The sequence below is a fragment of the Streptomyces polyrhachis genome (genome assembly GCF_042663125.1).
GTDB classification, from domain to species: Bacteria; Actinomycetota; Actinomycetes; order Streptomycetales; family Streptomycetaceae; genus Streptomyces; species Streptomyces polyrhachii.
Window position 1 is genome coordinate 73,663 of sequence record NZ_JBHSZO010000003.1, and the last position, 12,689, is coordinate 86,351.

16 protein-coding genes are annotated in these 12,689 nt (G+C 71.6%); 4 read left to right on the forward strand and 12 right to left on the reverse strand.

Features of this window, described 5'->3' with window-relative positions; genetic code table 11:
* Positions 1 to 15 precede the first annotated feature (15 nt).
* The gene (locus ACFQLX_RS02610; protein WP_386411453.1) at positions 16 to 789 is read left to right on the forward strand and encodes an aquaporin; all 774 of its coding nucleotides are present in this window, start codon (positions 16 to 18) and stop codon (positions 787 to 789) included.
* A 12-nt stretch (positions 790 to 801) separates the two neighbouring features.
* On the opposite strand, the gene ACFQLX_RS02615 is transcribed toward ACFQLX_RS02610, so the two are convergent.
* Positions 802 to 1,164 (reverse strand): ArsR/SmtB family transcription factor, encoded by a 363-nt coding sequence (locus tag ACFQLX_RS02615; RefSeq protein ID WP_386411455.1) that lies wholly within the window; start codon positions 1,162 to 1,164, stop codon positions 802 to 804.
* Between the two features lie 124 nt (positions 1,165 to 1,288).
* On the opposite strand from ACFQLX_RS02615, the gene ACFQLX_RS02620 reads away from it, so the two are divergent.
* On the forward strand, positions 1,289 to 2,698 hold the full coding sequence (locus ACFQLX_RS02620; RefSeq protein WP_386411457.1) for an FAD-dependent oxidoreductase: 1,410 nt from the start codon (positions 1,289 to 1,291) through the stop codon (positions 2,696 to 2,698).
* Positions 2,699 to 2,728: 30 nt separating this feature from the next.
* Here ACFQLX_RS02620 and ACFQLX_RS02625 read toward each other — a convergent pair whose 3' ends face one another.
* Entirely contained in the window at positions 2,729 to 3,181 is a 453-nt protein-coding gene (locus ACFQLX_RS02625; RefSeq protein WP_386411459.1) for an SCO4225 family membrane protein, read from the reverse strand.
* Between the two features lie 721 nt (positions 3,182 to 3,902).
* Here ACFQLX_RS02625 and ACFQLX_RS02630 point away from each other — a divergent pair.
* A complete protein-coding gene (locus tag ACFQLX_RS02630) occupies positions 3,903 to 4,142 on the forward strand; it encodes a hypothetical protein (RefSeq protein WP_386411461.1) in 240 nt (79 codons plus the stop codon).
* Complete coding sequence (locus ACFQLX_RS02635) at positions 4,139 to 4,534, forward strand: type II toxin-antitoxin system VapC family toxin (RefSeq protein ID WP_386411463.1); 396 nt, start codon at positions 4,139 to 4,141, stop codon at positions 4,532 to 4,534. The genes ACFQLX_RS02630 and ACFQLX_RS02635 overlap by 4 nt, the downstream gene beginning before the upstream one ends.
* Positions 4,535 to 4,833: 299 nt before the next feature.
* Here the strand turns inward: ACFQLX_RS02635 and ACFQLX_RS02640 are convergent, their stop codons facing one another.
* From ACFQLX_RS02640 to ACFQLX_RS02685, 10 genes are all read right to left on the reverse strand, one after another.
* Positions 4,834 to 5,085, reverse strand: coding sequence for a hypothetical protein (locus ACFQLX_RS02640; RefSeq protein WP_386411465.1), 252 nt, complete (start codon positions 5,083 to 5,085; stop codon positions 4,834 to 4,836).
* Positions 5,078 to 5,431, reverse strand: a complete 354-nt coding sequence (locus ACFQLX_RS02645) for a hypothetical protein (protein WP_386411467.1) — start codon at positions 5,429 to 5,431, stop codon at positions 5,078 to 5,080. The genes ACFQLX_RS02640 and ACFQLX_RS02645 overlap by 8 nt, the downstream gene beginning before the upstream one ends.
* A gap of 510 nt (positions 5,432 to 5,941) precedes the next feature.
* Complete coding sequence (locus ACFQLX_RS02650) at positions 5,942 to 6,199, reverse strand: hypothetical protein (protein ID WP_386411469.1); 258 nt, start codon at positions 6,197 to 6,199, stop codon at positions 5,942 to 5,944.
* Positions 6,196 to 6,474, reverse strand: a complete 279-nt coding sequence (locus ACFQLX_RS02655) for a hypothetical protein (protein ID WP_386411471.1) — start codon at positions 6,472 to 6,474, stop codon at positions 6,196 to 6,198. Before ACFQLX_RS02655 ends, ACFQLX_RS02650 begins: the two co-directional genes overlap by 4 nt.
* A gap of 3 nt (positions 6,475 to 6,477) precedes the next feature.
* On the reverse strand, positions 6,478 to 7,335 hold the full coding sequence (locus ACFQLX_RS02660) for a peptidoglycan-binding protein (protein ID WP_386411473.1): 858 nt from the start codon (positions 7,333 to 7,335) through the stop codon (positions 6,478 to 6,480).
* Between the two features lie 77 nt (positions 7,336 to 7,412).
* On the reverse strand, positions 7,413 to 8,063 hold the full coding sequence (locus tag ACFQLX_RS02665; RefSeq protein WP_386411475.1) for a hypothetical protein: 651 nt from the start codon (positions 8,061 to 8,063) through the stop codon (positions 7,413 to 7,415).
* Between the two features lie 25 nt (positions 8,064 to 8,088).
* Positions 8,089 to 8,367, reverse strand: a complete 279-nt coding sequence (locus ACFQLX_RS02670) for a hypothetical protein (protein ID WP_386411477.1) — start codon at positions 8,365 to 8,367, stop codon at positions 8,089 to 8,091.
* A complete protein-coding gene (locus ACFQLX_RS02675) occupies positions 8,364 to 10,739 on the reverse strand; it encodes a hypothetical protein (protein ID WP_386411479.1) in 2,376 nt (791 codons plus the stop codon). The genes ACFQLX_RS02670 and ACFQLX_RS02675 overlap by 4 nt, the downstream gene beginning before the upstream one ends.
* Positions 10,726 to 11,550, reverse strand: a complete 825-nt coding sequence (locus ACFQLX_RS02680; protein ID WP_386411480.1) for a hypothetical protein — start codon at positions 11,548 to 11,550, stop codon at positions 10,726 to 10,728. Before ACFQLX_RS02680 ends, ACFQLX_RS02675 begins: the two co-directional genes overlap by 14 nt.
* Before the next feature lie 155 nt (positions 11,551 to 11,705).
* Positions 11,706 to 12,614: a hypothetical protein gene (locus ACFQLX_RS02685; protein WP_386411482.1), complete on the reverse strand. Its 909-nt coding sequence runs from the start codon at positions 12,612 to 12,614 to the stop codon at positions 11,706 to 11,708.
* Positions 12,615 to 12,689: the final 75 nt, after the last annotated feature.

Below are 12,689 nucleotides of genomic sequence, written 5' to 3' on the forward strand. Positions count from 1 at the left end.
GAGGAGACCCCGCCCGTGACCGCCGCCCCCCAGCCCGCCGCGAGCGACGCCGCAGCCGCCGACACGTCGCCGCAGCCCGAGCCCGGCGCCACCCCGCCCCGTACGCCACTGACCGCCCGGGCCGCCGCCGAGTTCGTCGGCACCGCCGCCCTGGTGGCGGTCGTCGTCGGCTCCGGCATCCAGGCCGCCGACCTCACCGACGACGTCGCGCTGCAGCTTCTCGCCAACTCCACCGCCACCGTCTTCGGGCTCGGCGTGCTGATCACGCTCCTCGGTCCGGTGTCGGGGGCGCACTTCAACCCGGTCGTCACCCTGGCCGAGTGGTGGACCGCCCGCCGCGGGGGCGCGGGCGTGAACGGGCGCGAGCTCGCGGTGTACGTCCCCTCCCAGCTCGCTGGTGCGATCGCGGGCGCGGTGCTGGCGGACGCGATGTTCGGCGAACCGCTGGTGAAGTGGTCCACGCACGACCGCTCGGCCGGCCACCTGCTGCTCGGCGAGGTCGTGGCGACGGCCGGCCTCATCCTGCTGATCTTCGGCCTGGTCCGCACCGACCGGCTCCGCTTCGCGCCCGTCGCGATCGCCTCGTACATCGGCGCGGCCTACTGGTTCACCTCGTCGACCTCGTTCGCGAATCCGGCGGTGACGGTCGGCCGGGCGTTCACCGACACCTTCGCGGGCATCGCCCCCGCCTCCGTCCCGGCGTTCGTCGGCATGCAGCTGATCGGCACGGTCGTGGGTCTGGCGCTGGTGGCGGTCATCTTCGTACGCGGCCGTACGAACGGCGAATGACGCAGGCCCTCCTCACCCGCCGGCCGCCTTGGTGAGGATCGCGCCCATGGCGGCCAGGACGGCGGGCTCGACCCGGTAGTAGACCCAGGTGCCGCGCCGCTCGGAGGAGAGGAGGCCGGCCTCCTTCAGCTTCTTCAGGTGGTGGGAGACGGTCGGCTGCGAGACCCCGACGTCGGAGATGTCGCACACGCACGCCTCGCCGCCCGCGTGCGAGGCGACCGCCGAGAACAGGCGCAGCCGGACCGGATCTCCGAGGGCCTTGAACATCCTCGCGGTGCGCTCGGCCTCCTCGGCGGTCAGCGGGCGCTCGGTGAGCGGCGGGCAGCAGGGGGCGACCTCGGACCCAACGGGCGGCAGCGCGGCAGCGTTCGACATACATCTATGTTGACACATATCGAACCAGCCGCCCAGGGGCACTCCCCGGTGCTTCATTTCGATAAGTATCTATGTTGACGAGCGTCGATTCAGGTGCCATGCTTACGGCACAAGGGATCGACGGATGTCGAAGCAAAGGGGAATCGCCGTGAACACCGCCACCGCCGCCACCACCACCGACCAGCTGCCCGTCGTGGTCATCGGAGCCGGGCCCGCCGGCCTCGCCGCCGCCGCCCACCTCGTCGAGCGCGGCCTCGAACCGCTGGTGCTGGAGGCCGGACCGGTGGCTGGCGCGGCGGTACGCGAGTGGGCGCACGTCCGCCTCTTCTCCACGTGGGGCGAGGTCACCGACCCGGCCGCCGAGAAGCTCCTGGCCCCCACCGGCTGGGTCAAGCCGGACGCGGCGACGTACCCGACGGGCGGCGACTGGGCGGCCGACTACCTCCAGCCGCTCGCCGACCTGCTCGGCGAGCGCCTCCGCACCGGCGCCACCGTCACCGGCGTCTCGCGCGCCGGACGCGACCGCATCGTGGACGCCGACCGCGAGGCCCAGCCGTTCGTCGTCCACGTCACCCACGCCGACGGCCGCGAGGAGCGGCTGTTCGCCCGCGCGGTGATCGACGCCTCCGGCACCTGGGCCACCCCGAGCCCCGCCGGAGCCTCCGGCCTCCCCGCCCTCGGCGAGAAGGCGGCCGCCGACCGCGTCTCCTACCGCGTCCCCGACCTCAAGGACCCGGCCGTGCGGGCCCGTTACGCGGGCAGGCGCACCGCCGTCATCGGCTCGGGCGCCTCCGCCTTCACCGCCCTCGCCTCCCTCGCCGAGCTGGCCGGGGCGGCGGACGGCGCGGGGACGAAGGCCGTGTGGGTCCTGCGCCGGGGCATCTCCGGCTCCACCTTCGGCGGCGGCGACGCCGACCAGCTCCCCGCCCGCGGCGCACTGGGCCTCGCCGCGAAGGCCGCGGTGGACGCCGGCCACGCCGACGCCGTCACCGGCTTCCGCACGGAGGCCATCGAGCGCGACGGCGACCGCCTGGTCCTCGCGGCCGAGGACGGCCGCCGGCTCGACCCGGTCGACGAGGTCATCGTCCTCACCGGCTTCCGCCCCGACCTGACCTTCCTCTCCGAGCTGCGCCTCGGCCTCGACGAGCGCCTCCAGGCCCCGGTCGGACTCGCCCCGCTGATCGACCCCAACCAGCATTCCTGCGGCACCGTCTACCCCCACGGCGTAAACGAGCTCTCCCACCCGGAGCCGGGCGTCTACCTCGTCGGCATGAAGTCCTACGGCCGCGCCCCCACCTTCCTCGCCCTCACCGGCTACGAGCAGGTCCGTTCGGTCGCCGCCGCCATCGCGGGCGACCGGGAGTCGGCCGAGCGCGTCGAACTGGTCCTCCCGGAGACGGGGGTGTGCGGCGGCGCGGGCCTCTTCGACCAGCCGGCCGAGGACCAGCCGGCGGAGGAAGGGGGCTGCTGCGCCCCCGCCCCCGCGCTGATCCAGCTCGGCACCGCGCCGCCGGCCCCGACCTGCGGGTCGTGACCTTCGCCGGAGCCCGCGGTAAGGCGACGGCTACGCCGGTCCGGGACTGCGCCGCGACCGCGCGAGGCGACCGGTCACGAGGCGCACCACCGCCCACAGGGCCGTGGCGTTGACCAGGGCACAGGCGAGGATCACGCCGTAGAACCCGAACGTCGAGGCGGTGTCGGTCAGTTCGGCGCCGGACAGGTCCTGCGCCGCCGGGCCGGTCGGCGCCGCCTCCATGGGCACGGGCGCGGGCTCGGGCGGTACGGGGCCCGCGCCCGCGGGCGGCGCCTCCTCCGCCAGTCCGAGCGATTCGGGATCGGGCATGATCATCCCCAGGGCCGAGAGGCTGAGCGGCGCGGTGGCCAGGATCGGCCAGATCCCGGCGAAGCCGGCGTCGCCCGTCCTGCCCAGCACGCCCACCCAGGCCACCAGCCCGACCACACCCACCAAGTACCCTGCGGGAACCCACACTTCAAGCGCTGACCGCTGTCGTCTCATGGCAGCCAGTGTCGAAGGACCCGCCGCCCCGCACCTGAGTACACCTACTCAAGCCCGCGTACGCACCTGCTCACGCCACCGGCCCACACGAACGCGCGCCGCGTGTCCCTCGAAGAACTCCAGCAGCCGGGACGGCTCGACCACAGCAACGGCCTGGCGCACCGCAGGAAGGGTGAGGTCGGGCCAGACCTGCCGGCATCCGGGTCGCACTCCCAACGCCCCTGTTCCTCGTCACTCACGTGGCGTCGCCCGGCTCGCGAAGGCCGGCCTGCCAAACTTCGCCGACCTCCTGACACGCCACCTCGGACACCGGACGACATGATGTGGCGGTGGGGTACGAAGACGGTGCAGCACCCGAATTGTCCTAGACAACAAAGAAGCCTCAGCTCCCCGACCTGGGGCTTTGCCATAGAGCGGGTGACGAGAATCGAACTCGCGCTCCGAGCTTGGGAATCACCCGGCGCTGGGCTGCAGAACCGCCGGCGACCTGTGGAAACGCGTACTGGCGGCCGCGATGCACAGTGCCCGAACCCTTCGTTGCCGACCGCTGTTGACCGGGCCCACTGGCACGCTGTGGCACGACGGAGCCCTGGCGTCGTGCACCGGTGGCCTCCTGCAGTTTTTATTGCGCGGATTGGCGGATCATGGACCGCGAGGAGGCTCGCCGCGATCCTGGAACGAGCCATGGGCCGACCCGGTAACACCATGGCATGGTCGCGATATGGCGAACACGAAGAAGGTGACGATCACGCTCCCCGTGGAACTGCTGGAGAGCATGAAGGCGCACACCGACAACGTTTCCGGTTACATCACCGAACTCGTCGAGAGAGCCGAGCGGCGTCGCCTCCTGAGAGAAGAACTGGACGCCTACCAGGCCGAGGCCGGAGCGTTCACCGACGAAGAGCTGGCGGGCGCCCGCGCCCTGCTGCACGGTACAGAGGGGGCGGAACGCGCCGCGTGAACACCGAAACGCTGGTGCTCGACTCCGAGGGCCTCGCTCTGTGGGTCGCCCGGGACCGCAGGGTGGTGCTCCTCCTGGAACAGGCCGAGCGGGACGGTGTCGACGTCGCGATGTCGGCAGCCACGATCATCGAGGTCACGCATGCCGGCGCCGACATGGCACGGCTGAACTGGCTGCTCTCCCGCATTCGCGTGGAGGACGTGACGAAGGACAGTGCCCGCCGCAGCGCCCGGCTCCTCGGAAACGCCGGTCTCCACGGCCACACGTACGCGACCGATGCCATGGTCGCCGAGGTCGCCCTGCGCCTCCCCGGCCCCGTAGCAGTCCTTACGTCCGATGCGGACGACATGCGGAAGCTGTGCGGCCAACGGGCGCGCGTGATCAGCCTGTAGGTGCGGGCTTGCCGCTGCGGCGATACGGAGGGTCACAAGTGGCCCTGGACAAGAGCAAGAGCCCGGGCCACGGGCGCACCGACGATGCGCTCAGTTGCCGACCTGCATGTTCATTGGTTCATACCCGAGCGGCGAGGGAGCAGCCTCGCCCTGTCGTTGGCCGTGGTTTACCCCCGTATCTGGCACGACCGCGCCAGGAAAGCCCGAATTGGGGCCTGCCCGAGGCCCTGCTGTGGGCGATCAGGGCTGATCGGCACGGCGCTGCGAGGTGAAGTGAGGGTTGCTGGGGTGAATTGCGGTCAGTCGAACCAGGTCACCTGCAGCACAACGATGCGCTCCCCTCGGACATCGGTGAGGTAGGTAAGGAGCAGGCGACCCCTGCTCTCGGTACGGAGGCCAGGGTTGTGCCCGGTGAACGCGGCGCCGTCCAGGAAGACCATGGACTCCCGGATCGCGATCTCCTGCGCCATCCGCTCGGCTTCCTCGCGAGCCGACATGGGCAGACCGTCCAGAAGCGAGTCCGGGTCGACCTCCCAGTGCCAGTCAGCCACCCGCAACCTCGCGGTGCGCTGCCCGTACGATCTCCCCCGCCTCTCGGACAGCCCGGTCACGCACCTCGGGATCGTCACTGTCCAGCGCCGCCTCCGCTGCCCGCAGTCGGGCGGCGATCCGCGGGTGGCGCGCGATCTCCACCACCACACCCCACTCCCGGTAGAACATGCGGATCGGCACCACACTGCCCTCGTCACCAGCCCGCACAAACGCGCGCTGCATATCCTCGAAGAAGCCTGGCAGTCGAGACGGAGCGACCACGGCTACGGCCTGGCGCAATGCAGGAAGGGTGAGATCGGGCTTCGGGACCAACGGGCCGACGCTCTCCGCATGCGGCACGGACATCGCCTGCTCCCTCCTGCCAGCGCAACTAACACTGCCAGCGTACCGGCCGCCGTCGGCCAAGAGCGTGGCTCTCAACTACCCGGGACTGAAGCTCGCAGGTCGGTGAAGGGCGGGATGACCCGGACGCCGGCGATGAGTTTCATGCGGGGTACGGGGGTGCGGAGAACCAGCCGTCGGTCAGCAGGGGAGCGTCGGATGAAGGGTCCCCAGCGGTGGTCATGGGGCCTGCCTCGTCTTGTCGGAGTCCGCTGCCGTGTTCCAGCGTCCCGAGCACGGCGGGGAAACTCACGCGCGGGCCGAAGATGCCACCCGGCACACCTCGGGCGTTGCGGGTGCGGGCACTGCCCGATGACGGCGTGGTGTGCGGCTGTGGCCGGCGTCGGCTTGATCGCTCCCGGTACGTGACTCCCCGCGCAGGGCCGCCCGTCCGCGAGAGGGTCCGTAAAACAGTCCGTAAAACGCAGTGAACGCCCCTGCCCCGTATGGACACGGGAGGCAGGGGCGTTCGGGTCAGCGGTAGAGCGCGAGCAGGGCGATGGCCACGCCTGCCGTGCCGGTGAGTGCCGCCAGTGACGGCAGGGGCCAGCGGCCCCGTTCCAGGCGGTCGAGGCGGGACTCGTGGTCGGCGAGCCGGGCATCGGTCTGATCGCTGCGCTGGACGAGCAGGGCCAGGGAGCCGTCGACGCGGGCGAAGCCGACCTCGACGGCCCCCCGCAGCCGCTCCAGCTCCAGTGCGATCTCCAGCGGGGCGGGGGGCTCCTCGTTCAATGCTCGTCCTTCGTATCGGCGGCGCGGACCTCCCGGGCCAGCGCGCGCAGCTCCGCGTCCACCCCGGCTTCGGTACGCAGCCACTCGGGGGTGGCCCGCTGCACCGAGGGCAGCGCCATGAGCCGGGTAAGGGCACCGGCCACCGCGAGGGCCGTCCCTATTCCGGCAGTGGTGTCGCGGACTCCGGCGGCGTCGACGAGGAGTGGCAGTGCGGCGGCCAGGCCGAGCAGGGTCTGGACAAGTGTGCGGGCGGTGCGGCGGGTGGCATCGGACATCGGCTATCCCTCCTTCGGAACCCGAAGCGCCGCCCATGAACGGGCTCCCGGTATGCCGTCCGCGTCCGCGCCGGTGTAGCCGAGTCTGCGCTGCCAGGCGGCGTAGGAGGCGCGGTCCGCGTCGCTCCACACGGGCCCGGGACCGACGGCGTAGCGCCCGCATCCCTCGGCCACCAGCCGGCGCCCCAGCGCGGTGATCAGCGCGCTGCGCCGTCCGATGGTGAAGAACGCGGCGCCGGGGAAGGGCGCGTAGGACGGCGTGGCCGCGGACGGCTGCGGCTTCGCTCCCAGCAGCCGCCCGATCCGGGTGCGCATCGAGGCCATCGGGAACGACAGGTCGATCTTCCGCCGGGTCCACTCCTTGTGGGCGATGACGCTCGCGGCCGACCAGCCGTGCGCCCGGCACACCGCTGCCGATACCCGCGCGGCGGCGGCGAGTTGGACCTCGGGGTAGGGGTCGTGTCCGTCGCCGAGGTTCTCGATCTCGAAGCCGTAGAAGCGGGCGTTTCCGTCCACGGCGTCCGCCCCGGGGGCGGGCAGCGGGGCTTCGACACGTACGGCGTTGAGGACCCCGGCGGCTCCGGCCCCGGCATGGTTCGTACGGCCGTAGCCGACCAGGTGCACGGTGGCGTCCTTGGCGATGACGCCGATGCACAGCGGACCGGGGAGGTCGGGGCGTCCGTCGCGGCACAGCGCGACGGAGTCGCGGCCGGCGGTGTGGTGGAGCATGACGCCGTGCACGGGGCCCCACGGGCCGGCGGCGTTGCGGTTGCGGGTGCGCCAGCCGGCGTGCGGTTCGACGTGCACGCCTTCGGCACGCAGGGCGTGCAGGAAGGTGTCGGGGGACAGGGGTACGGCCATGGGGTTGCCTCCAGGAAAAGGCGGTGGCCCCCTGCCGGAGCAGGGGGCCGCCGCCTGGATGTGCCGGTTGGATGACGTCAGTTGACGGGGTCGATGCGCACGAACCGCATGTCGAAGAAGGCGGAGTTGGCGGTGGCCGACGACCGGTAGGCGGGGATGGCGTTGTACCTGGTGCCCGGTGTCAGTCCGGAGACCAGGAACTGCGCGGAGAGGGAGGCCCGGCTGGTGGTGTAGGTGAGCGCGGAGCGGTCGTCGTGCGCCGCGAGGTGGACGGTTCCGTCGAGCTTGCGGATGTTCGCCGACATGATGCTGCCGTTGCTGTTGACCGACGAGTACATGTAGGCCCCCACGGTGACGATCACCTGGCCGGCGGCCGGGGCGATGAACTCCGCCTTCATGGGATCGCCGAGGGCGTCGGTCAGGGTTTCCGTGTACGCCGTGCTCGTGGTGCTGCCGCCGTCGAGGTTGACCCGGTGGACCGGCGTGGAGCCGACCGGCTGCCAGCCGGCGGCGGTGTAGACGCTCAGCCGGCCCGGATTCGCCGCCCAGGCCACCATGCCGGAGACCGGCGCGGTGATCACCGCATCGCGGGCGGCCTCGTCGGCGAAGCGCATCACCAGGCGCCCGTCGGCGGCCTCCGCCAGCGACTTGAGGTGTGCGGGGAGGTCGGCCGGGTCGCTGGGCTGGGGATAGGGAAGATTGCTGATCGCGGTGTACTGGGTGGTCATCGGTGCGCCTTCCTCGTAGCGGGGTTCACTGGGTTGCGGGCGCGACCACGACCACCCCGGGTGCCGGTTCCAGCGCGGCCGCGGCGGCCTCCCCCGCAGGCGCGGCCGCGTTGGTTTCGGGCACGGGCGCCGGTCGTGTCCCAGGCTGCGGCTCCGCTGCCAGCACCGCGGCGGTCGGGCCGGCGATCACCGGGCTCGGGGCGAGGCGCTCCGTCACCTCCTGCGCCACGGCCTGGGCCAGCTCGTCGAGCTGGGTCTCGGTGAGGACGACGGGGGTCGGCTCCTGGGGCGTGGTCTCGCTCATTGGCTGTCCTCCTTGATCTGCCGCCAGGTGCGGCCCCCTGCCGCGACGCCGGCGAGCGTCACGTAGCGCGTCTTGACCTCCGTGTAGGTGGCGTAGTCGGGTACCACCGCCGGCCCTACCGGTGCGTCGGGCGTGAGACCCGTGTCCGCCGGCACCCCGTTGGAGGAGGTGCCGCGCAGCGTCAGGGTCTGCTGGACGGCACCGCTCTCCGCCGCGTTGGTGCGGATGGCCACCACCCAGGCGAGAGTGTCGAGTGTCGCCCCGTGGGTGTCCTTGAGCCGCACCACGTCGCCGAGTTGGATGCGCGGGTCGTACAGCACGTCCACGTCCCCGAACACCGGCACCGGGTACTTCCCGGCCTCCCGCATGGCGGTGGCGAGCTCCTGCGCCGCGTCCAGGTCCTGGATCCAGTCACTGGCCTCGGCCGAGTGCTCCTGGCGCCCGTAGAGCTGCACGCTCTGGCTGCTCGCCACCCATGCCGTGGCGGAGCGCTCGACGGGATCGGCGGACGGCTTGAGAGTGATCAGCCGGACGGACGGCTTTCCGTCGCGCGTGATGGTGTACAGCCGCTGCGCGCTGCGGTTGGTGAAGCGCACCACCAGCTTGCCGTCCTCGCGGCGGGTGAGGATGTCCACCGCGCCCTTGACCGCCGTTCCGCCGGCGGCGTAGTTCGGGGAGAAGCGGACCTGGGAGCCGCCGGTGATGACCGAGTCGTCGTCGGTGAGGGGCGGGGAGATGTCGAACTCCTCGTTCGCCATGGTGTAGTTGACGGTGAGGGAGGAATTCGCCGGGATCTCCCGGATGGCGGTGTCCTGGTAGTCGGTTCCGGTGACGGCGCCGACCGCGGACCAGTCCCTGGCCGGCTGCACGCAGTAGTTGCGGCAGGCGTCGATCTCCTCGGAGACCGTGAGGGAGGCGATCTCCCGGACCGTGGTGAGGGTCAGGTCCGCCTCGCTCGGCACGCTGGCGAACCGGGTGTGGTTGCGCCAGCGGAAGGCCCCCCGCTCGTCGATCTCGGCGGTGGACATGCTGGCCTTGGCTATCTGGGTGAGCACGTCCCACTGCGAGCCGCTGACCGTGGGCACGGTGGTGAGCGGCAGGATCGCCTCGTCCAGCTCGGCGGACTTCGTCCAGGCGCCGGTCCGGTCGAACTCCGCCGCCGTGGGCATGGCGGCCAGGCCGCTGGTCACCTGGAGGTTCTCCGCCGCCACCGACGTGAACAGCCACACCTGGTCCAGCTCGGACCCGGGCTGGATACCGGAAGCCAGGGCGAACGTACTGGCTGTGCCCAGCAGTTGGGTGCCGTCGGGGCCGGTGAGCCGAGGCTGGACGGTCGGATAGACACTGCTTCCGGTGCCGGCCATGTCGAAGAACACGCCGATGTGCCAGACGCCCCGCTTGTCCTTCAGAGCAGGCCAGTTCCAGCTGAAGTACGTCCCTCCCCCGTCCCAGGTCCCCGAGTGCACGATCACTTCGCCCTTGGCGAAGTCCACCGCGAAGCGCAGCCGCCCCGCTTCCGTACCGGTGCGGTTGAGCTTGAAGTAGATCTCCGCCATGTCCCCGGTGCCCAGAGCGCTGTTGACCCAGGCTTCGGCCAGCAGCCGGCTCCCGGGCACGGTGACCCGGCTGCGCGGGAACCAGGAGGCCGTCACCCCGCGGGTGCCCGGCTGCTGCCCGCGGGGCAGCATCGCCATCTCGTGCGGCGCCCCCTCCCGTATCCAGGAGTAGTGCTGGGGGTCGGGCAGCGACTCCGGCTGCCCGTAGCTCGCCGCGAAACCGCCGTGCAGCGAGGCGTGTACGAGGGTGAGGGGCTGGCCGGCGACGAAGTCCGGGTAGCGGGGCGGCGGGGCGGTGTGGAACCCGGCCTGGCGCAGCAGCTCGTCCACGCACCAGGTGGCGGACGCCACCGGCCGCTTCAGGAAGAACCCGGCGTAGGGCCGTGGCAGCTGCGCCGGCCCGCGCAGGCGCTCCGCCCCGTCCAGCGCGGTGAGCTGGACGGTATCGGTGCCCGAGGCGGCCGACCGGGACCGTACCGTGCCGCGGAAGGCCGGCCGGGTCGAGGTGCCGAGCCCCGCCTCGTGCACCACCGACTGCCCCGGCCTCACCATGTCCCCGGTGCTGTGCGCGGCCCACGGCGAGTACAGCTTGGGCGCCGAGGCGTCCCCGCTGCCACCGATGTTGACCGTCAGCTGGGCGGAGGCGCTGCCCGCGAAGGAGCGCATGGCGGGCGGCAGGTCCGTCGCGTACGACCGGTCCAGCTGCCAGGACTGCACCTGCCCGGTCAGGTCCCTGCCGCCCAGCCGGGTGGTGTGCACGGGAGTGCGCTCGCCGCTGTCGAGCTGCTCGTCGAGTGCGTCGTCAGACGGCTGCACTGGACACCTCCACCAGGTCGATGCTGACGCTGCGGTACGGGTAGGGCTTGGTCGGGCTGTCGGTGTAGCCGGTGATGACCATGGGCGGGCAGCCCTCGCCGGGGATGCCGGCGGCCGCGCCGTCGTCGTAGGACAGGCAGGCGCCGCCGAGGGAGTACGTACCGGCAACGCCGGGCCTGGCGGTCGGCGTGACGAAGGCGGCCCCGGCGGGGACGGTGCCCGCGACGTAGGCGGCAGCGGCGTTCACGGATGAGATGAGGACGCCTGCCACGTCCTTGAAGTCGAGCTGGACCGAGCGTGCGGCGAGCGCGGCGATAGCGGACGGAGCCCGAAAGGACACCCGCATACCCGGCGCGACGGGGAATCCGTACCAGCGCGGGGCGTTCCAGCCGACCGTCGCGTTGACAGCGTCGTCGGCCTTGACGGAGAAGACCCCCGGGGACGTCTCGATCAGCGACCCCCCGACGCCCGACACGAACCACTGCCCGAGGCCCGCCGCCCCCCGGTCGCCCTTGCCGGTGGCCGCCCGGGCGTCGAGCATGTTCGCGGTGGTCGGATCGATCAGGGCGAGCGGACCGTTGCCGTCGGTGCGCCGGGCCAGCCGGTCCAGGATCTTCGCCTTGGCCGGCTCCAGAGCGTCCCAGCTGAGCTTGACGCGCCGCACCGCGTTGGGTCTGCGCATCACGGTCACGCGGCCGCCGATCGACTGGAACTCGCTGACCCCCAGATCGGCGGCCCGGTCGAAGGACTTGGCGGCACGGTCGATCTCCCACAGACCGCCGGGCGGCCCGATGAACAGGTTCCGTCCCATGGTTCACACCTCTCTGCCCCGGCGACTCCTGCGCCGGGGCATGAAAAAGGCCGACGCCCGGTCATTCGGGTCATCGGCTCTGCGGAAAGGGCTCTGCCCTGTCGAAGGTCGGAGGCGCCTGCGCCCCGCACTACGCGGGCACGGGCCCCGCTCCCCTATCGCCGGGCGAGCTTGCGGCTGCCGAGCTGCACGGCGCGCGCGATGGTCTGGCTGTCGACCTCCACGACCACGGGCCGCTGGGCCAGCTCCTCCATGGCGGCGGCGAGCCGGCGCAGCGCGGGGTGGCCTCCGCCGCTGAGCCCGGTCATACGCTCCAGCTTGCTGAGCGGAATCACCGCCTCGGACTCGCGTCCCTCGCCCACCAGCGCCAGGGTGCCGCCACTTCGGGCGCGGACGATACCGCCCTCGGCGAGGGCCGGGATGTTCGGGAGCCTCGGAATGTTCAGCCCGAAGGACTTCCCCCCGAACTTCGGCACCCATCCCGGAATGCTGACCTTGATCCGGTTGAGGCCGCCGATGGCCCCGTTCATGGCGGTGATAAGCCCGCGGATCGGCGCGGTGTAGAGGTTGACGATCCCCTTCAGGATCGGCGTGATGAAGTTCATCGCCGTCCGCGTCCCGGACGAGATCGCCTTCATCGCGATGGAGAAGCCCCTCCTGGCGAGGGCCACGACCTTGTCCATGTTGACGAACTGCGCGATCAGCGGCGCCAGCAACGTCATGAGCAGGCCGAACGGACTGGCGGCCATCGCCAGATTGAGCCCCTTCTGCGCCAGGGAAGCACCCTTCAGCCCCTTCCCCAACCTCCCCATGGACTTCCCGCCCTTGTCGGCGTTCTTCCCAGCCTTCCCGACAGACTTCTCCACCGCGTCGGCCTGCCGCTTGACGTCACGCAGCGCGAGCTGCGCGCCCTTGGCGGAGGACTTCAACCGGTCAAGCGAGACCTTGAACCGATCAGCCCCACCCTTGGCCCTTCCCATCCCACTCGACGCCTGACCCACGGCTGCACGGAACTGACCTACACCGTCCCCGGCCTGCCGAGCGGAAACCTGAACCTTGCCCACAGAGGCACCGGCTGCTTGACTCACGCTCCCGAGGCGGCGTATCGCTGACGTGCTACCGGAAGCTGCGGTACGGAA